An 18,505-nucleotide genomic window follows, 5' to 3' on the forward strand; every position below is an offset into this window, starting at 1 on the left:
ATTTTGTGCGCCCTTACTTGCGCGCGGCGATCGCTTCGGCAAGGGCGACGAGCCGCCGGCCCATGTCGGCATGCAGGCGCTCCACCATTTTCCCCTCCACCTGGATTGCGCCTTTCCTCGCGTTTTCCGGCTTGTCGAACTCGGCGATGATCCTGCGTGCCCAGTTCACTTCCTCGTCAGAAGGCGAGAAGGCGGCATTTGCCGGCCCGACCTGCTTCGGGTGGATCAATGTCTTGCCGTCCATGCCGATTTCCGCCCCCTCCAGGCACTCGGCGGCAAAGCCGCTTTCGTTGTTGAAGTCGTTGTAGACCCCGTCGACGATGTCGAGACCGTAGGCGCGCGCGGCGGCAACGCAGGTCATCAGCCAGGGCATCATCGGCGCGCGGCCCGGCAGAATGCGGGCGCGCGTTTCCTTGGCAAGATCGTTGGTGCCCATGACGAAGCAGGCAAGCCGCGTCTCCGGGTTGCGGGCAGCGGCCGCGATATCGCGCGCGTTCAGCATGGCTAGCGGGGTTTCCATCATCGCCCAGAGCTTGACCTTCGCCGGAGCATGGCCGGCGTTCACCCGGTCGGCGATGCGCTCGATATCGGCGGCGGTCGAGACCTTGGGGATAAGGATCGCATCGGGCCTTGCGGCGACCGCCGCCTCAAGGTCGGCAGCGCCCCACGGCGTATCGGCGGCATTGATGCGGATGACAAGCTCGCGGTGTCCGTAGCCTCCGGCCTTGACGGCAGCAACGACGGCCTCGCGCGCGGAATCCTTGGCATCAGGCGCCACCGCATCCTCAAGGTCGAGGATGAGGGTATCGGCATCAAGCGTCTTCGCCTTTTCCAGCGCGCGGGCGTTGGAGCCCGGCATGTAGAGAACGCTGCGGCGGGGGCGAAAGTCGGTCGGGCTCGTCATTGTCTGTATCCAGTTGCAGGCGAAATCGAGTGCCCACGAGATTATTCGCCAAGCGGCGCCTCGGCCACTGTCCGTTCGGCGGAGCGGCGGCGGAAGATCATATCCTTCGCCGCGATGATTGCGCCGAGCGTGATCATCAGGCAGGCAAGACCGATTATGACGGTGAAGGCGCCGAAGCCGAAGGCGATCAGAAGCAGCGTGGAAAGAAGCGGCGCGGCATAGGCGCCAGCGCCCAGAACCTGGATGTCGCCCCGTTTCACCCCGATATCCCAGACAAAGAAGGCAAGCCCCACCGGAAAGGCGGCAAGGCCGAGGACGGCAAGCCATTCACCCGCGTCCGCCGGCCAGACGGTTTCCTCCAAGGCCAGATGCGCGACGATGGAAAGGGCGGAGGTGGCAAGGCAGAAACCGGCGACCGCCTGCGTCGGTACAGCACCCAGCCTGCGCGACAGGACCGAATAGCTGGACCAGAAAAGGCAGGAACAGACGGCGGCGAGATAACCGAGCGCATAGGCCGGGTCGAGCGAAAGCCCTTCGCCCTTCGTCACCAGCAGCGCCGCTCCGCCAAGGCCGAGCAAGGTTCCGATCACGTGGTGGATGCGCAGTCTTTCGCCCGGCAGCAGGGCGGAGAAGACCACGATCAGCAGCGGCCAAGTGTAGTTGATGAGATTGGCGTCGACCGGCGGCGCATTGCGGATCGCCGTGAAATAGAAGAAGTGAAAGCCGAAAAGGCCGGCGGTTCCGAACGCCCAGACCTTCAGCGGCTGGCGCAACAAGGCAAGCCCGCCGGGGCGCATCGCCAGCCAGATCGTCGCCGCGGCGCCGGAGATGCCGAAACACAGCGCGTTCAGAAGAAACGGCGGCACGTTGCCGGAGGCCGCGCCGAAAAGACCGAGCGTCGACCACATGAGAACGGCGGTGAGGCCGATCAGCGTGGCCTGCAGGCGCGAAACGGATGAGGACAAGGGGATTTGGCTCCCGGAAAATGGGGAACGGATCGGATGAGATATTCAAGCGCGCCGGAACTGGCGGGATAATGCGTTGAAAATCCGCAGGCAGCAAGGCGGTTTGTTCCGCCTGCCGCGTGTTGTAGGCCGTCCCGTCAACTTCCGGCGATCAAGTTCGAACGCTTGCGAAGTTCGCTTTTCAACGTTGCGATCTCCGGTTCGTTGCCCTGCAAGCCGCCTGCGATGATCTTCAGCAGTCCGCCTGCGTCATGCGGCGGGTCCCAATAGAAATTCGGCGCTTCGGCGCTTGCGGCTTCAGCGAACATATCCGCGAGATGCGCGGCGTTCAGTTCTCCCGAAATGACGCTCTTCAACTCATGATCGAAGCCGAAGAACTCCGCTAAATTACTCCCTCTGCTTCCGTCCGCTATATCCTGTGTCGCGAGTCTGACCCGCAACCGAAACAAAGCCGGCGAGGCCCTTTGTTCCTCAGTTAGGTCCAAATTGGCGAACCTGTCCCTGGTATAGACGTCATGCTCGACATCACGCAGGGTGAAAAAGCGGAAAACATTGTCCGGCACGGTGCCTGTCAATTCGATGAGGGCAAATGCGGTCGGTGCCAACGCGGGCGTTTGATCATCATCATGGAATATTTTCCAGAAGCTCAAGGCGCCTGTCTTCTGTTGCGCCAAAAACGCGTCGAGGAGCGTAGAAAGCGCGGCTATGGCTTTCGCCGACCCATCGTTTTTTAGAATGCCGCAGAATGCCTCCTCGCCGATCGTTTTTTTACCCTTGTGAAGAACAGGCTCCCAAACGTTGCCGGCAGTGATTTCCCTGAATGAAACTTGAATTTCGGCGGCCAGTTTCCGTAGTCCGGAGATGATTTCCTCAGGGTTTTCAGACTTAATCTTGACGAAACCCGGCCTGATCTGCCGGATGAGGCGCTTGATAGCGTTTTTCTCTCTTTTATAGCTTTCCCGGTCGCGAGTTAGTTTCGTCGGCACCGGGACGGGAGGGCTGGAAGGCCAGGCTGAGTATTCCCTGGTGCGCGGGAGTTCGAACTCGAAGCGAAAAACTCCGGCTTCCAAGGCGAAAGTGCGCTCGTGCACGTATTCGAGCCTGGACCCGCTAGAAAGCTTCGGTAGATTTGAGCCCGATCCGGGGAGCGCTGCAAGGTCGAGCCGATATTCGGGGCCGACGCCTTTCGTCACATGGACTTCCCGGATCGTGCCGTGATGCGTCAATGTCAAGAAAGTTCCAGGGTCGTCAGTCCAGACTATCGAAATCGCCTCGCCACCGGCGTAGGCGTAAAACGCCTTCAGGGTTTTCGCGACGACGCGCATTTGACGGTCGGTCATGACATCCCATGGCATGGCATGAAAGACTTCCGGCATGTGTCGCGCGAACAGATGGACTATGTGACCAAAAAACCTGAAGTGTGTGAAATCCCCTTCCGCCAAGCGCGTCGTGCCCCAAGACCCTGGCGTTTCCGACGGTACAAAGACTTCGTTTTCGCTTTGACTATCGGAGCTTTCTCGCCAGTCATCCAGTTTTCCGTCTGCCGCGGCCCTCATTCCAGACATTAGGGTTGCGACGGCGTGAACTGGCGAAAAGTCGCTGACATCTCCATCGAGCCGAGGTTCTTTTATCAATCCGCTATCGCGAAAAGGCTGGATTACGGGTTGCCTATGAAGCTTCGGCGTAGACGTGATATCCCACACGTCCAGCGAATACGCGTACTCGCCCGCGGGCATCGCGCAGGATATGGAATCCAGTGGCCAACGCGTTTCAGGCGTTTTGGTTTTCCGGCGAGGACCGCGCGATAAACCGATAGCGAATTTTCCGTCGGGACTGATTGTATCAAGAAGCGAGTAACGCGGGCCGATCGTGGTTCCATTGTAGGTAGTTATCTTATTGAATTTACATTTCTTTTTGTTTAAATCTATCTCGCATATTTCAATGATTGTGTGGCGCAACGTATTAGTGGAGCTTATTTTTTTGCCATTCTTAACCTGATAGTCGCTGACGTACTCTCGTCCATGCTGGATATATTCAATTGGCGCTATGATAGTTCCATCAGCGCGGACGGCGCAGTTTCCCTGTCTGCTGACAGGGATTCGTCGCAGCGGGCCTTCGCTTGCTGGGAGGTTATTGTAGCTATTTCGTTGCGCTAAAAGCTCCTCGTCGGTCAGATCGATCAAACGGTACTTGTCACCCTCGATCTGTTCGGCGAGGCTGAAACGATTGTCGATTTCAAGGCTCGGAATATCGAGAACAAAGAAACTCCGGCCTTCACGCGGCCATACGAACGCTTTCGAGCGTTCTTCCAGTGCCAATACTCCGGGTCGGAACATTGACTCAAACCGATGCATCGGAAGACGGGTCCGCGCGATCACTTTCTTTCGCTCGCAATCGAGCAGGGCGACATCGCCGGCGCCGGACGTCAGCAGGAATTGCCTGCCGTCCACGGAAGCGACATCTTCGATATTGCTGTCGGCAAAAATCGCGAGCTTGAATGTCTTTTCGCTGGTATGCGAGACCTCGACAACGCCGCCGTCACCATATTTCGTCATGTTTCGAACGCGATAGGACATATGGAAAATCCAAAAACCAATAATACGAGGCACTGTCAGCGCTCGCACAAACTTATAAATGAAGCCTTATCGAAGTCCGGAAACCTTCACCGGTCAACTGGCCATACAGCCGGTTTGCCTCACCGCTTTCTTGCCGCGACAACGAAATGTGAGATGGTGAAGAAGAAGCGGCCCGTGCGCGCCAGTTCGAACTGCTCGTCCGCCCAGGCCTCGACGATCGCAGAATCGAGCAGTTCCTTCTGGATCGTGTAGTTCTTCATGAGGACGATCATCATGTGCGCCAGCCCGTCGGGCCTGAGCGTCCTGTCGACATAGGTCAGGGGCCTGATTTCCTCCACGACGAAGCCTGCATCTTCCATCATGGCCGGCAGGACCGCCGGCACCCGGCGCTCCACCATGTGCCGGTCCCAGATGGAACGCATCAACCCCATGCGCGGCCGGTCGTCGGTGAACATCGCCATGGTGTCCCAATGCATGTCGCCAATAACAAGCCTTCCGCCCCGGGCAAGAACCCTGTGAATTTCCCTGAGAGCGCCCGGAATATCCTCGACATATTCGAACACCTGAACGGCAGCCACCTTGTCGATGCATTCATCGGCAAGGGGCAAATCGTTCGCCCAACCTTCGTGGATTTCTATGTTCTCCCGCGCCGAGCAGCGTGAATTGGCGTATTCGCGCATCTCCGCGCTCGGGTCGATGGCAATCACGCGCCCGTCCTCGCCGACACCGCGGGAAAGTTCCAGCGTCATGAGCCCGGTCCCGCAGCCGAGATCCAGCACGCGGTCGCCGGCCCTCAGGCCAAGGGCGTCGAAATTCGCCATGCGCCGCTTTACGATGTCCGATCCCTGATACGCATCATCCAGAATACGGGCCGTCTGAGCATCGAACGTCAACATGGCGTCGCCTCCGGATCGCAGTGGTCGAAATCCACTGTAAAGCGGTCTCCGCGCCGCCTGAAGAGGGAGGATGGGGCGCGAATTAAAGTGCCTTACTATACGTTAGTCTATATCCCGGTCCGCAGGTCGAAAATACAAATTCTCAAAATAAGCGGCTGTGCGACGGCAAGTTAGAAAAAGGGCGACTAGAGCGCTTTCCGACCGGATGGAAACATCCGGTCGATAAGAATTCGCTCCAGCATCAATGTCTTGAGCATATCCTTGTTGCCAAATCCGCTTCAGATTTGGCGGGATATGCTCTAGTGCCGCCCTATGTGTTTTACGCCGTTTTTCGGAGTTATTTCGCCTTGGCGTTTTCACGCTCGATAGATTCCATGATAATGCGCTTTGCATCGTCCGGGCCGCCCCAGCCGACGATCTTGACCCATTTGCCGGTTTCCAGGTCCTTGTAGTGCTCGAAGAAGTGCTTCACCTGATCGAGCGTGATCTGCGGCAGATCCTCGTAATGGGTAACGCTTTCGTAGCGCCGGGTGATCTTGGGCGAGGGGACGGCAAGCAGTTTTTCGTCCATGCCCGCTTCGTCTTCCATGAAGAGCACGCCGATCGGGCGGCAATTAATGATCGCGCCGGGAACGATCGGCCGCTGGTTCACGACAACGACGTCCAGCGGGTCGCCATCGCCGCATAGCGTGTGCGGAATGAAGCCGTAATTACCGGGATAGCGCATCGGCGTATAGAGGAAACGGTCGACGTACATTGCGCCCGCTTCCTTGTCCATTTCGTATTTGATCGGCTCGCCGCCCACCGGCACTTCGACGATTACATTGATATCCTCGGGCGGGTTCTTGCCGATCGGCACAGCATCGATACGCATGATCGTTCAGGCTCCAGATTCTGATTTGAGCGCTGTATGGCAAGGGGAGCCGCCAATGGCAAGCCGCGACTTGTGCGCTGCAACGAAATGTCTAGATGCTGTTCGTCTCCAACGCCCCGTCCGGCGTCCGGATTTCGATCATTGATTTCAGACGTTTACGGCGTATCGCTGTCCGCGAACCAGCCGAAGACGGAAAGTTCCACGGAGGTGCCGGCCACCTGCTCTTGCGTGTTCATCAGAAGCTGGCCGCCGAGCGAACGGTAGAACCGCATGGCGGCGTCATTTTCGGAAAGCACGCGGACCGTGACGCCGGAGAGCCGCATGCGCACGAGCGCGCGGCGCGTCGCATTGAAGAGTGTGGTCCCGAAACCGAGACCCTGATATTCGGGCAGGATGTAAAGCTCGTAAATTTCGCCTTCGAAGGGAAGTTCGCGCATGCGCGAGCGCCCGTATGTGGCGTAACCCGCAGTCTTGCCGGCAACCTCAAGCACCTGGATCAGCACGCCGCGCGACAATGCTCCGCGCCACCAGCGAGGGCCGCGGCGCGAGATCATCCGCTCAAGGTCGACACCCGACAAAAGGCCGCGATAAGCCCCGCGCCACGCCTCCAGATGGATGGTGGACAATCTCTCGGCATCGACCGGCCGCGCGGGCCGGGTGGCGATAAGATCCGTGCTCATTGCAAAAGCATAGCCCGCTTGCACGTCCTAAGGAAGAACGGGCTGGGGCCGGGCTTCATAAAATTGACGAAAACGGCATCCGAAACGACGGAGAAATGCACGCGGAAGCATTTGGGGGAGGAGAAAAGTCGCCGGCGCGGAAATCCAGGCCTCAAAAAGGAGAGGGCCGGCTTGAGAGCCGGCCCTTCGGGTTACCTTGCGGGATTGAACCGTAACCGGATCAATTTCCGATCTTCTCGCGACCCCGGGGGGCTGGGGGGCTAGTGCGTTCCGAAGTCTCCTCGAAGATCGGTTCTCTGAGGCAACTGCCCATTTATCGAATGTCAAGATGGCGTGGTCAGGGCCGGATTGGGGCGAAAATATGAATAATACGTTTCTTCGTCGCTCAACTTTCATTGCGCTTTTTTGCTCTGCTCTTGCATCCGCGCAGTCGGTGGGCGCAAGATGTCCATTATATGACAGGAGGCGCCATGAGCGAATTCGATGAAGATGCGGTATCCGGCGGGGCGCCGGCACCGGCCGGGGCAGGCCACCCGCCGATGCAACGCTCCGCCCCGCCAGCACAGCGCGCCGTTCCCCTCGTGGCGTTCCACCGCCGGGAACTCGACCAGATTCTGAGGCTCTACGGCAGGATGGTTGCCAGCGGCGAGTGGCGTGACTACGCCATCGACCACATGAAAGAAAAAGCCGTCTTCTCCGTTTTTCGGCGAACGTCGGAAATGCCTCTTTTCCGCATCGAAAAGGATCCGAAGAACGCCCGTCGTCAGGGCGCCTACTCGGTTATCGGCGCGGGCGGGGCGATCCTGAAGCGCGGATCGGAGCTTGCACAGGTGCTCAAGGTTTTCGAGAAGAAGAGGCACTTGCGGCTAGTGTTGTGAATTTGAAATACGTCTCATTTTCGCAGCCACCTCCAGAACGTATTTCAAATTCGAAAACCACACTAGAAACATAGATCTGACTGTCACCCTTTTGAATCTGAAGTTCGTTCGGCGCATGCCGGGAATTGGGACGAACTTCAGATTCGGGTGACAGGTCGACGCCTGATCGCCGGTTATTGCCGCTTCCCCGCGTCCGAATCAGCCGCATCCGGCACGGTTTCCGTTCGTTCTGCAGCGGATGAGAGGTGGCGAGCCCGCATTAACCCTTTGTGCGGCTTTGCGCCTCTGCTAAATCTCAAGGCATGAGTCTCGCCCGCGACATGAACCTATTGCGGCAGGTGCCGCTGCTCTCCGACTTTCCGGACGATCAGTTGCGCCTGCTCGCGTTTTCGGCGGAGAACATCACCTACCGCGATGGCCAGGTGATTTTTCGCGAAGGAGAACGTGCGGACGGCGGTTATGTCATCGCGGCCGGCGAAGTGAGCATGGAACGCGGGCAGGACGAACGCGAGCACCTGGGCACCTTCGGGGCGGGCTCGCTGATCGGCGAACTGGCACTGCTGGTGGAAACGCGGCGGCCGGCCCGCGCGGTTGCCTCAGGCGATGTGGAACTCATTCGCATCCGCCGCGCGCTCTTCAAGCGCATGCTGCAGGAGTTTCCCGAAATCGCCGCCTCGCTCTTCGAAGCGCATGTCGACCGTTTCCAGAAAACGACGCGCGCCCTTTCACGCGTAGGCAATGTTCTCGACCAGATCGAGCGGGAAGCCAAAGCCTACCGGAAATCGAAACGTCCCCTTGCGGATTGACCGATACGCTCTGGCAGGCCGCTCGCCCCGTGAAGGGGCGATTCGCAGGAGATCAGGTCCGCGCCGATGAAACACGCGGCCCGGAATTTCCGAATAGCCGGTCCTTGAGGAATACGAGGATTGGCAGGACGGCGACGGCGAAGCCGGTAAAGGCCACCCACCAAGCCGGGCGGATCGAGTAGCTGAAATCGAGATTCGCGGCGAGCACGCGCTCGGCCGGGATGCCGGTCGCGATCGCATACCAGGCATATTCGAGGCCCGCCGTCGCAAGCCCGGCAAGGGCGGCTACAATCGTCAGCGTGATCGGCGAGGCGATATCGAATTTCAGGCGGTGCGCGATCCGATAGCCCATGAGCAGGACGAAGAAGCCGCTCATGAGCGTAGCTTCGGTGACATCGGATTTCGACTGCATGAAGAAATGAAGCCCGGCAAGAATGGCGATAACATAGGTGATCTTGTGCAGCCGGTTCCAGTTCGCGCCCATCTTGCGGATCGCGCCGTCGGTCGAGGTCGCGCCCAGAACGGACATCATGAAAAGTGCCGCAAAGCCGATCGTGAGATAGATGCGCAGCACGATCTCGCTTGCGACCTTCTGCAGGTCCCAGGCTTCATCCGCCGCATAGAACGTAAGATGCGTAAGGGCATATCCGAGGGCGGCAAGGCCCAGCATCCGCCGCACCTGGATAAGCTTCGGCCAGCTTGCGATGCGTCTCAACGGTGTTACGAAAAGCGAAAGGAACAGAAAGCGGATCGCCCAGTCGCCCGTCTCGTGAATTGCCGCTTCGACAGGCTTCGAGCCGAGCGTTCCCGCGACGAGCCCATAGGCAAGCAGGAGGCCGGGAAGGAGAATGCCGGCGAATACGGCAAGCTTGAAAGGCGAAAATCGTCCCCTAGCGTCAGTCCAGGGAATATAGGGTGTCAGGCTGTTTGTCGCTTGGGCGCTCGTCATGAGGTTCCGTACCGTTCGATCATGTATCTAACAGATACGAACGAAGCTCAAGAATGTCTCGACACGCCCGATCAACCTGCCGTGAAAAAGGCGGAGCCTGCCGGGCGGAATGAACAAAGGCCGGGGAATGCCCCGGCCTTCGCATGATTGTTGCCGATGTTCGCGATCGGCCTCAGACCCAGGGGCGCGCTTCGCCCAGCTTGTCTTCGAAGGTGGCGATCGACGGCGCCTTTTCCATCGTCAGGCCGATGTCGTCGAGCCCGTTCAGCAGGCAGTGCTTGCGGTGCGGGTCGATGTCGAAGGTGACGACCCCGCCGTCCGGCCCGCGAATCTCCTGGGCTTCCAGGTCGACGGTGAGCGTCGCGTTCGCGCCGCGCCGCGCGTCGTCCATCAGCTTGTCGAGCTCTTCCTGGGAAACGACGATCGGCAGGATGCCGTTCTTGAAGCAGTTGTTGTAGAAGATGTCGGCGAAGGACGTGGAAATCACGCAGCGGATGCCGAAGTCGAGCAGCGCCCAGGGGGCATGCTCGCGGCTCGACCCGCAGCCGAAATTGTCGCCCGCGACGATGATCTGCGCATTGCGGTAGGCCGGCTGGTTCAGCACGAAATCGGTGTTTTCCGAGCCATCCTCATGCGTGCGCATTTCGTGGAACAGTGCGGTGCCGAGGCCGGTACGCTTGATCGTCTTCAGGAACTGCTTGGGGATGATCATGTCGGTATCGACATTGACGATCGGCATCGGGGCCGCGACCCCGGTGAGCGTGGTGAATTTTTCCACGGACAGTTCTCCTTGGGTTTTCAGCGCATCCTCAGGCGGCGAGGCTCGTTGAGCCGTCGATGCCGAGCATCAGGTTCAGGTTCTGGACGGCGGCACCCGAAGCGCCCTTGCCCAGATTGTCGTAAACGGCGACCAGCAGCGCCTGGGCACGCTTCTCGTTGGCGAAGACGTGAAGGCGCATATGGTTCGTGCCGTTGAAGGTTTGCGGATCGAGACCGGGCAGCTTTTCCACCGCCTCGAATGGGGCGACATCCACGAAGCTGCCGGGGATGCCTGCATAGTGATCGGCAACGGCCGCGTGCAGTTCGGCACCCGTCGGCACCTTCGCCAGCGTCTCGAGCTGCAGCGGCACGAAGGTCACCATGCCTTGCGCATAGTCGCCGACCGCCGGCTGGAAAAGCGGCGTCTTCTCAAGCTTCGAGTAAAGCCGCATCTCCGGCAGGTGCTTGTGATTGAGGCCGAGCGCATAGGGCATGAAAGGCGCATTCCCGCCTTCGCCCTTTTCGTAGGCCTCGATCATCGAGCGTCCGCCGCCGGAATAACCGGAAATCGCGTTGACCGTGATCGGCAGGTCTTCGGGCACGATGCCGGCGTTTATCAGCGGGCGCAGGAAGGCGATCACCCCTTGCGGATAGCAGCCCGGGTTCGCCACGCGCTTCGAGGTGGCGATCTTCGCGCCATGATCCCGGTCCATCTCGGCAAAGCCGTAGTCCCAGCCCTCTGCGACGCGATGGGCCGTCGAGGCGTCGATCACCTTCGTCGTGTCGTTTTCGATCAGCGAGACGCTCTCGCGCGCGGCGTCGTCCGGCAGGCAGAGGATCGCGACATCCGCCGCGTTCAAAAGCGCCCTGCGCGTTTCGACGTCCTTGCGCTTGTCGGCGGGAATCGAGACGAGTTCGATGTCGCGGCGACGGGAAAGGCGCTCACGGATCTGCAATCCCGTGGTACCGGCTTCACCGTCTATGAAAATCTTCGCGACCATTGCTCCCGTCTCCGAACTGAGGGGTTTTTCGCCCGCTGCATCGGTTTCACCAACGCACGGGCGAGCGTTCGCGCGGCCAATTTGCCCGCAGCGGCGCTTCTTCTACACCAAACCGCGGTGCCTTGTCATCGTGCCATGCCGTGATATTCGTCGTTCGGCCTCATATCGACCGCCGACGCCACGCGATTCGACATGTTGAAGAAGGCGGCCACGGATGCGATGTCCCAGATGTCGCGGTCGGTAAAACCGGCCTTGCGCAAGGCTTCGCGGTCCGCCTCCAGCATCGTCTCCGGTTCCTTCGTCAGCTTCACCGAAAAGTCGAGCATGGCGCGGTGGCGGGGCGTCAAATCCGCGACACGATAGTTCATCACCATGAGTTCGCCGAGCTTTGCGTCTTGCGAAAGCTGGCGAACGGCCGCCCCATGCGCGGTCAGGCAATAATAGCAATGGTTTACCGAGGACACGGCGACGGCGATCATCTCGCGCTCGAGCTTGGAAAGCCCGCTGTCGCCGAGCATCAACTCGTTATACATCTCCGTGAAGGCACGCAGCTTCTTGTCGTCGAAAGCGTAAGCCTTGAGCACATTTGGCACGAGGCCGAGCTTCTCCTCGCATTTCGCGAAGTAGGCAGCGGTCTGCGGGCTTTGCGGCGATCCATCGCCGAGATCAAGCGCGGTGATGCGTTCATTTTCCGTCATGATGCGATCCTTATGCGGATTAAATCATTTCCGTCATTGCCGTTTCCGCTCGTCAGGCTAGTGTGGTGAATTTGAAATACGCCTCAGTTCAGAAGCTGCCTCCGGAGCGTATTTCAAATTCGAAAACCACACTAGAAGCTTAAATATCCTGGTCACCCTTTTGAATCTGAAGTTCGTTCAGAGCATGCCGGACAGTGAGACGAACTTCAGATTCGGGTGACTAGCATGGCGCTGAGACGGCGTGGAGAGTATGAAACGAACGGGCCGGGCGAACAGCCGTCCGTTAGCCGCAGCCGAACGACAATCGACAAACATAAGTCGGGGGGAGACATGCCCGAAGCCAAGGACAACGCGAAAAACCGTCTGATCGAGGCCGTGGTCGGTGCTCTTGAGCCCGAACTTGCCCCCTTCGCCAAGGCGCTTTTCGAGCGTGGGGCCGCCGAGGATCTCGTCACCTATACCAAGGACGAGCTTGCCGCCTTCGCCCGCGAGGCGTGGAAGGACATGGCGAACCACCCTGTCGGTACGCACCGTGTGAACGTCTATAACCCCGCCTTCCGGGCCGACGGGGTGCGCGCGGGCGATGTCACCGTTGTCGAGGTCGTTAACGACAACATGCCGTTCCTGGTCGATTCCGTCATGGCGGAGTTGCAGGACAGCGGGCTGGAAGTGCGCCTCGTGCTGCATCCGATCCTGATGGTCGAGCGCGACGGGGACGGCAAGCTGCTCGCCTGCCACGGCAAGTTTACGGGCGCGGAAAAGAAGGACGTCCGCAAGGAAAGCCTCATCCATATCCACGTTGCGCGCATCGATGCGGAAATGGAGCGAAGCGGCCTGATGGAGCGGATGGACGGCGTGATGAACGACGTCCGCCGCGCGGTGACGGACTGGACGGACATGCGCGGCCGCCTGCAGCGGGCGATCTCGACCTACAAGGAAAGCCCGCCGCCTTTCGCCGCCGACGATCTGGCCGAGGCCGTGCAGTTTCTGGAGTGGATGGAGGCCGACAACTTCATCCTGCTCGGCATGCGCGAATACCACTTCGAAGGGGGTGCGCAGCGCGGAGAGCTTTCGCACAAGGAAGGCACCGGCCTCGGCCTTTTGAAGGACCCGAATGTGAGGGTCTTGCGGCGCGGGTCCGAATTCGTGGTGATCACGCCGGAAATCCGCGAATTCCTGATGAAGCCGGAGCCTCTAATCATCGCCAAGGCCAATGTGAAGAGCCGGGTGCACCGGCGCGTTCACATGGATTATGTCGGCGTGAAGCTTTTCGACGATAGCGGCGAGCTTTGCGGGGAACTCAGGATCGTCGGCCTCTTCACGGCGACCGCTTATACGCTTTCCACGCGCTCGATCCCCTATCTCAGGCGCAAGGTCGACAGCGTCTTCTCGCGCGCCGGCTACGAGCCGGAAAGCCATTCCGGCCGTGCGCTCATGAACATCATGGAAGGTTATCCGCGCGATGAGCTGTTCCAGATCGATCCCGAGCTTTTCTACCAGTTCTCGATGGCGATCCTGCAGCTTGAGGAGCGTCCGCGCATTCGCGTGCTCGCCCGGCGCGACCGGTTCGACCGCTACGTTTCGATCCTCAGCTTCGTCCCGCGCGACCGTTATTCCACGGAAATGCGCCTGAAGATCGGCCACTACCTCGCCGATGTCTTCGACGGCCGCCTGTCCGCCTGGTATGTCACCTATCCCGAAGGCCCGCTTGCGCGCGTTCATTTCATCATCGGCCGCTATGAAGGCGAAACGCCGAACCCGAGCCAGGAGGAACTGGAGCAGGCGGTTTCGGAGATCGTGCGCACCTGGGCGGACGACCTGAAGGAGGTGCTGCGCACCGCCTATGGCGGCAACCGCGCCATAGAGGAAGCGCGCCGCTACGCCGATGCCTTTCAGGAAGGCTACAAGGAGATATTCTCCGCCGAAACCGCGATCCAGGACATTCGCGTCATCGAGAAGCTATCGAAGCGGCGCGATACCTCGATCCGTTTCACCCGCAGGCTGGACGATGCGCCCAACCGGCTGACGCTCAAGGTCTTCCACCACGAAAAGCCGATCCCGCTTTCCGCCCGCGTTCCGATCCTGGAAAACATGGGCTTCCGCGTCATCAACGAGCGGACCTACCGGATAACGCCGGCGGACCGGCCGCTTGCCTATTTGCACGAGACGACGCTGGAACCGACCACGGGCGGCGATATCGCTCTCTCCGACGACGAGCGCGAGCGGCTGGAGGCGCTTTTCATCGCCATCTGGCAAAGCCGCGCGGAATCGGACGGCTACAATGCGCTTGTGCTGTCGGCCGGCCTTGCCTGGCGCGACATCGCCATGCTGCGCGCGCTCTCGCGCTATCTGCGTCAGGCCGGCATCCGCTTCTCCGAGGACTACATGTGGGGCACGCTGAACCGCTATGCGGACATAACGCGCCAGCTCGTCGAATTGTTCCACATCCGCTTCGATCCCGCGCATGAGGACGGGGACCGTTCGCTCGGTGCCGCGCGCCTTGAGCAGGAGTTGACGGCCGCCTTCGACCAGGTGGAAAGCCTTGACGACGACCGTATCCTTCGCCGCTTCCAGAACGTCATCGACGCGATGTTGCGGACGAATTTCTATCAGCTCGACGTTCACGGGCAGCCGAAGCCGACTTTCGCCTTCAAGCTCGATCCGCGCCGGCTGGAGGAGCTGCCGGAACCAAGGCCGTTCCGCGAGATTTCCGTTTATTCGCCGCGGGTGGAAGGCGTTCACCTTCGCTTCGGCAAGGTCGCGCGCGGCGGCCTTCGCTGGTCGGACCGTCCGCAGGACTTCCGCACGGAAATACTGGGCCTTGTAAAGGCGCAGCAGGTGAAGAATGCCGTCATCGTGCCGGTCGGCGCGAAGGGCGGCTTCGTGCCCAAATGGCTTCCCGCCGGCGGCTCGCGCGAGGAGATTTTCGCCGAAGGCACGGAAGCCTACAAGATCTTCATCTCGTCGCTGCTCGACGTGACCGACAATCTGGATGGCGATACGGTCTGGCCGCCAGAGCTTGTCGTGCGCCACGATGACGACGACCCCTATCTGGTGGTGGCCGCCGACAAGGGCACGGCGACCTTCTCCGACACCGCGAACGAGATTTCGACCGACCGCAATTTCTGGCTTGGCGATGCCTTCGCCTCCGGCGGATCCGCAGGTTACGACCACAAGAAGATGGGCATTACCGCGCGCGGCGCCTGGGAGGCGGTGAAACGCCACTTCCGGGAAATGGACCGCGACATTCAGACGGAGCCCTTCACGGTCGCCGGCGTGGGCGACATGTCGGGCGACGTCTTCGGCAACGGCATGCTCTTGTCCAAGGCGATCAGGCTGGTCGCGGCCTTCGACCACCGCGACATCTTCTTCGATCCGAATCCCGATCCCGAATCCTCCTGGAACGAGCGCAAGCGCGTGTTCGACCTCGGCCGCTCGTCGTGGAACGACTATAACGCCGCACTGATATCCGAAGGTGGCGGCGTCTTCTCGCGCGCGGCAAAGTCCATTCCCCTGTCGAAGCAGATTCAGGAACTTCTGGGCCTGGAAAAGACGAAGGCGACGCCGCAGGAGGTGATGAGCGCGATCCTGAAGATGAAGGTGGATCTCTTCTGGTTCGGCGGCATCGGCACCTACGTGCGCGCAAGCGAGGAGACGGACGCCGATGCGGGCGACCGCGCCAACGATCCGATCCGCGTGACGGCCGCCGAACTCGGCGCCAAGGTTGTCGGCGAAGGCGCCAACCTCGGCATGACGCAGAAGGCGCGTATCGAGTTCAATCGCAACGGCGGGCACTGCAATTCCGACGCCATCGACAATTCGGCGGGCGTCAATTCCTCCGACATGGAGGTCAACATCAAGATCGCGCTGGGCACCGCCGTCAGGTCCGGCAAGCTCGATATCTACGACCGGAACCGCCTGCTAGCGGACATGACGGATGACGTCGCTTCGCTGGTCCTGCGCAACAACTACCTGCAAACGCTTTCGCTTTCGCTCGCCGCGCGGCGCGGGCTTGAGGATTTCGGCTACCAGGCGCGCATGATGCAGCGGCTGGAGGCCGCCGGCCACCTGAACCGCGAGGTGGAAGAACTCCCGGACGACAATCAACTGCGCGGCATGGAAAAGGCGGGCCTTACGCTCACGCGCCCTGAAATCGCGGTGCTGCTTGCCTATGCCAAGATCCTGCTCTTCGACGATCTTCTGGCAAGCCCGGTTCCCGACGACAGCTACCTCGGCAAGGAGCTTTTCCGCTATTTCCCCGAGGCCATGCGCGAGGAATACGCCGAAGAGCTTTCCGGCCATCGCCTGCGCCGGGAAATCATCGCGACCATGCTCGCCAACTCCATGATCAACCGTGGCGGGCCGACCTATCTGACGAGGATTTCCGACCAGACGGGAGCGGAAGCGCCGCAGATCGCGCAAGCCTTCGCCGCCGTTCGCGACGCCTTCGGCCTGACGGACCTGAACGGCGAGATAGACGCGCTCGACAACAAGATCTCGGGCGCACTGCAGCTTGAGCTTTATTCCGCCGTGCAGAACCTCGTCCTCGGCCAGACGGTCTGGTTCCTGCGCAATATCTCCTTTGCCGAGGGCATCGAGGCGATTGTCAATCGCTTCCGGCCCGGCATCGTCGGCCTTGCGGCGAAATTCGCCGAAATAGCGCCCGTCGGCATGGTGGAGCGGCTGCAGGCGGAAGTCATGCGCCTGACCGATGGCGGCGTGCCGGGCGAACTGGCCGACCGGATCGCCCGCCTGCCGGGCGAGGCGGCCATACCCGATATCGTCCTCATTTCCGAGGAATCCGGCCGCGAGCTGGAGGATGTCGCGCGCACATATTTCGATGTGGCGGCGCATTTCCGCCTCGGCGCGATGGACCAGCAGGCCCGCTCCATGGAGCTTCGCGATTATTACGACGGGCTTGCGCTCGACAGGGCTCGGGCGACGCTCGATATCGCGCAGCGCCGCCTGACCCTGGATGCGCTGGAGGCGGATGGCCTTGAAAACTGGCTTGAAGCCAACGAGCTGCGGGTGAAGCGCACGTCCCGGGCTGCCGGAGAGATCATGGACGGCGAATTGACCGTCTCCAAGTTCTCCGTCGCGGCCAGCCTCTTTGCCGAGCTTGCGCGCTGATGAACATTGCCGGGGTGGATGCCGAGCCGATGGCCGGGCGCAAGGCCGTCGGCGGCTGGCTCCTGTTCGACTGGGCGACGCAGCCGGTCCACACGCTGGTGACGACCTTCGTCTTCGGTCCGTTCTTCGCCTCGGCAATCGCGTCGACACCGGCTGAAGGGCAGACGCTCTGGGGCTATGCCACGGCCGCCGCCGGGCTGTGCATCGCGCTTCTTGCGCCCGTCCTCGGTGCGATCGCGGATCGCACGGGTGCGCGAAAGCCCTGGATCGCGGCCTTTTCGGTGCCGCTCGTCATCGGCTGCCTGATGCTCTGGTGGACGCTGCCCGGTTCGCCGTATGCGGTGGCGGTCGCGCTCATCGGCTTCGTGGTCGCAACGATCGGGGTGGAATTCGCCACCGTTTTCACGAATGCGATGATGCCGGATCTCGTCCCTAAAAGCCGGCTCGGGCGGCTCTCCGGGTCCGGCTGGGCGCTGGGCTATGCCGGCGGGCTCGTGTCGCTTGTCATCGCGCTCGGCTTCATGGCCGCGAACCCGGATACGGGCCGCACGCTTTTGGGGTTTGCGCCGATCCTGGGTCTCGATGCGGCAACGGGAGGGGGCGACCGCGCTTCCGGCCCGTTCTCGGCTATCTGGTATCTCGTCTTCGTCGCGCCGCTTTTCCTTTTCACGCCGGATGTGGCGAAGCGCTCGGCGCTTGCGCCTGCTGTGCGTGCCGGCCTTTCGGATCTGAAGGAAACGTTCCTGAAGGCGCGCTCCCACAGGCCGATGCTGATCTTCCTTGCCGCCAACATGATCTACAAGGACGGGCTTGTGGCGCTCTTCGCCTTCGGCGGCATTTACGCCGCCGGCGCGCTCGGCTGGACGACCATCGAGATCGGCACCTTCGGCATATTGCTCACGATCACCGGCACGATCGGTGCCGTCGTCGGCGGCAGGCTCGATGACCTGCTCGGGCCGAAGGCGGTGATTTCGGGCGCGCTCCTGATCCTGATCTTCTGCGGGCTCGGCCTCGTTTCGGTCGACCGGGACACGGTGTTCTTCGTGGTGGATGTGGCACCGAATTCCGGCGGGCTGTTCGCCTCCGCTCCGGAAGTCGTCTTTCTGATCCTCGGTGGTTTTCTCGGTGCCGCGGCAGGTCCGCTCCAGGCGGCCTCGCGAACGCTTCTCGTGCATCTCGCCCCGCCGGGCGAAATGACCCGTCACTTCGGTCTCTTTGCGCTTTCGGGCAAGATCACGAGCTTCCTCGCGCCGTTTACGGTCAGCGTCGTGACAGGTGCGACAGGCAGCCAGGCGGCGGGGATATCCGTCATCCTCGCCTTCTTCACGCTAGGCCTCGTGCTGCTCGCGCGGGTGGACGACCCGCGCGAGCGATAATCCCTCCGCTGGT

At 60.9% G+C, this 18,505-nt stretch carries 14 protein-coding genes; 4 read left to right on the forward strand and 10 right to left on the reverse strand.

Annotation, left to right across the window (positions count from 1 at the left end):
• Positions 1-13 precede the first annotated feature (13 nt).
• The 6 genes from GR183_RS09470 to GR183_RS09495 all read right to left on the reverse strand — a co-directional run bounded on the left by GR183_RS09470 (position 14) and on the right by GR183_RS09495 (position 6,895).
• Complete coding sequence (locus tag GR183_RS09470; protein WP_160775351.1) at positions 14-904, reverse strand: HpcH/HpaI aldolase/citrate lyase family protein; 891 nt, start codon at positions 902-904, stop codon at positions 14-16.
• Between the two features lie 41 nt (positions 905-945).
• Positions 946-1,869 (reverse strand): aromatic amino acid exporter YddG, encoded by a 924-nt coding sequence (gene yddG, locus GR183_RS09475; protein ID WP_160775352.1) that lies wholly within the window; start codon positions 1,867-1,869, stop codon positions 946-948.
• A gap of 137 nt (positions 1,870-2,006) precedes the next feature.
• Positions 2,007-4,445: a hypothetical protein gene (locus GR183_RS09480; RefSeq protein ID WP_160775353.1), complete on the reverse strand. Its 2,439-nt coding sequence runs from the start codon at positions 4,443-4,445 to the stop codon at positions 2,007-2,009.
• Between the two features lie 119 nt (positions 4,446-4,564).
• The gene (locus GR183_RS09485) at positions 4,565-5,341 is read right to left on the reverse strand and encodes a methyltransferase domain-containing protein (RefSeq protein WP_160775354.1); all 777 of its coding nucleotides are present in this window, start codon (positions 5,339-5,341) and stop codon (positions 4,565-4,567) included.
• A gap of 337 nt (positions 5,342-5,678) precedes the next feature.
• Entirely contained in the window at positions 5,679-6,215 is a 537-nt protein-coding gene (gene ppa / locus GR183_RS09490; RefSeq protein WP_160775355.1) for an inorganic diphosphatase, read from the reverse strand.
• 155 nt (positions 6,216-6,370) lie between these two features.
• Entirely contained in the window at positions 6,371-6,895 is a 525-nt protein-coding gene (locus GR183_RS09495; protein WP_160775356.1) for a GNAT family N-acetyltransferase, read from the reverse strand.
• Positions 6,896-7,365: 470 nt separating this feature from the next.
• On the opposite strand from GR183_RS09495, the gene GR183_RS09500 reads away from it, so the two are divergent.
• Both GR183_RS09500 and GR183_RS09505 read left to right on the forward strand, forming a co-directional pair.
• Positions 7,366-7,773: a DUF2794 domain-containing protein gene (locus tag GR183_RS09500; protein ID WP_160775357.1), complete on the forward strand. Its 408-nt coding sequence runs from the start codon at positions 7,366-7,368 to the stop codon at positions 7,771-7,773.
• 302 nt (positions 7,774-8,075) lie between these two features.
• Entirely contained in the window at positions 8,076-8,579 is a 504-nt protein-coding gene (locus GR183_RS09505) for a cyclic nucleotide-binding domain-containing protein (RefSeq protein ID WP_160775358.1), read from the forward strand.
• A 52-nt stretch (positions 8,580-8,631) separates the two neighbouring features.
• On the opposite strand, the gene msrQ is transcribed toward GR183_RS09505, so the two are convergent.
• The 4 genes from msrQ to GR183_RS09525 form a co-directional block, all read right to left on the reverse strand.
• Complete coding sequence (msrQ, locus tag GR183_RS09510) at positions 8,632-9,528, reverse strand: protein-methionine-sulfoxide reductase heme-binding subunit MsrQ (protein ID WP_160775359.1); 897 nt, start codon at positions 9,526-9,528, stop codon at positions 8,632-8,634.
• A 172-nt stretch (positions 9,529-9,700) separates the two neighbouring features.
• Entirely contained in the window at positions 9,701-10,306 is a 606-nt protein-coding gene (leuD, locus tag GR183_RS09515) for a 3-isopropylmalate dehydratase small subunit (RefSeq protein ID WP_160775360.1), read from the reverse strand.
• A 31-nt stretch (positions 10,307-10,337) separates the two neighbouring features.
• Positions 10,338-11,288: an N-acetyl-gamma-glutamyl-phosphate reductase gene (argC, locus tag GR183_RS09520; protein WP_160775361.1), complete on the reverse strand. Its 951-nt coding sequence runs from the start codon at positions 11,286-11,288 to the stop codon at positions 10,338-10,340.
• A gap of 125 nt (positions 11,289-11,413) precedes the next feature.
• The gene (locus tag GR183_RS09525) at positions 11,414-11,986 is read right to left on the reverse strand and encodes a peroxidase-related enzyme (RefSeq protein WP_160775362.1); all 573 of its coding nucleotides are present in this window, start codon (positions 11,984-11,986) and stop codon (positions 11,414-11,416) included.
• 330 nt (positions 11,987-12,316) lie between these two features.
• On the opposite strand from GR183_RS09525, the gene GR183_RS09530 reads away from it, so the two are divergent.
• Positions 12,317-17,116 carry an NAD-glutamate dehydrogenase gene (locus tag GR183_RS09530; protein WP_160775363.1) on the forward strand — a complete coding sequence of 1,600 codons (4,800 nt, stop codon included), beginning with the start codon at positions 12,317-12,319 and terminating at the stop codon, positions 17,114-17,116.
• Positions 17,116-18,492 (forward strand): MFS transporter, encoded by a 1,377-nt coding sequence (locus GR183_RS09535; protein ID WP_160775364.1) that lies wholly within the window; start codon positions 17,116-17,118, stop codon positions 18,490-18,492. The genes GR183_RS09530 and GR183_RS09535 overlap by 1 nt, the downstream gene beginning before the upstream one ends.
• Positions 18,493-18,505: the final 13 nt, after the last annotated feature.

This window comes from Stappia sediminis (assembly GCF_009826895.1).
Classification (GTDB): domain Bacteria; phylum Pseudomonadota; class Alphaproteobacteria; order Rhizobiales; family Stappiaceae; genus Hongsoonwoonella; species Hongsoonwoonella sediminis.

Excerpts from the sequence above, each read along its gene's own strand:
- GR183_RS09470 (WP_160775351.1), bottom strand. The coding sequence starts at position 904 with ATGACGAGCCCGACCGACTTTCGCCCCCGCCGCAGCGTTCTCTACATG.
- GR183_RS09480 (WP_160775353.1), bottom strand. The coding sequence starts at position 4,445 with ATGTCCTATCGCGTTCGAAACATGACGAAATATGGTGACGGCGGCGTT.
- GR183_RS09485 (WP_160775354.1), bottom strand. The coding sequence starts at position 5,341 with ATGTTGACGTTCGATGCTCAGACGGCCCGTATTCTGGATGATGCGTAT.
- ppa (WP_160775355.1), bottom strand. The coding sequence starts at position 6,215 with ATGCGTATCGATGCTGTGCCGATCGGCAAGAACCCGCCCGAGGATATC.
- GR183_RS09495 (WP_160775356.1), bottom strand. The coding sequence starts at position 6,895 with ATGAGCACGGATCTTATCGCCACCCGGCCCGCGCGGCCGGTCGATGCC.
- GR183_RS09500 (WP_160775357.1), top strand. The coding sequence starts at position 7,366 with ATGAGCGAATTCGATGAAGATGCGGTATCCGGCGGGGCGCCGGCACCG.
- GR183_RS09505 (WP_160775358.1), top strand. The coding sequence starts at position 8,076 with ATGAGTCTCGCCCGCGACATGAACCTATTGCGGCAGGTGCCGCTGCTC.
- msrQ (WP_160775359.1), bottom strand. The coding sequence starts at position 9,528 with ATGACGAGCGCCCAAGCGACAAACAGCCTGACACCCTATATTCCCTGG.
- argC (WP_160775361.1), bottom strand. The coding sequence starts at position 11,288 with ATGGTCGCGAAGATTTTCATAGACGGTGAAGCCGGTACCACGGGATTG.
- GR183_RS09525 (WP_160775362.1), bottom strand. The coding sequence starts at position 11,986 with ATGACGGAAAATGAACGCATCACCGCGCTTGATCTCGGCGATGGATCG.
- GR183_RS09530 (WP_160775363.1), top strand. The coding sequence starts at position 12,317 with ATGCCCGAAGCCAAGGACAACGCGAAAAACCGTCTGATCGAGGCCGTG.
- GR183_RS09535 (WP_160775364.1), top strand. The coding sequence starts at position 17,116 with ATGAACATTGCCGGGGTGGATGCCGAGCCGATGGCCGGGCGCAAGGCC.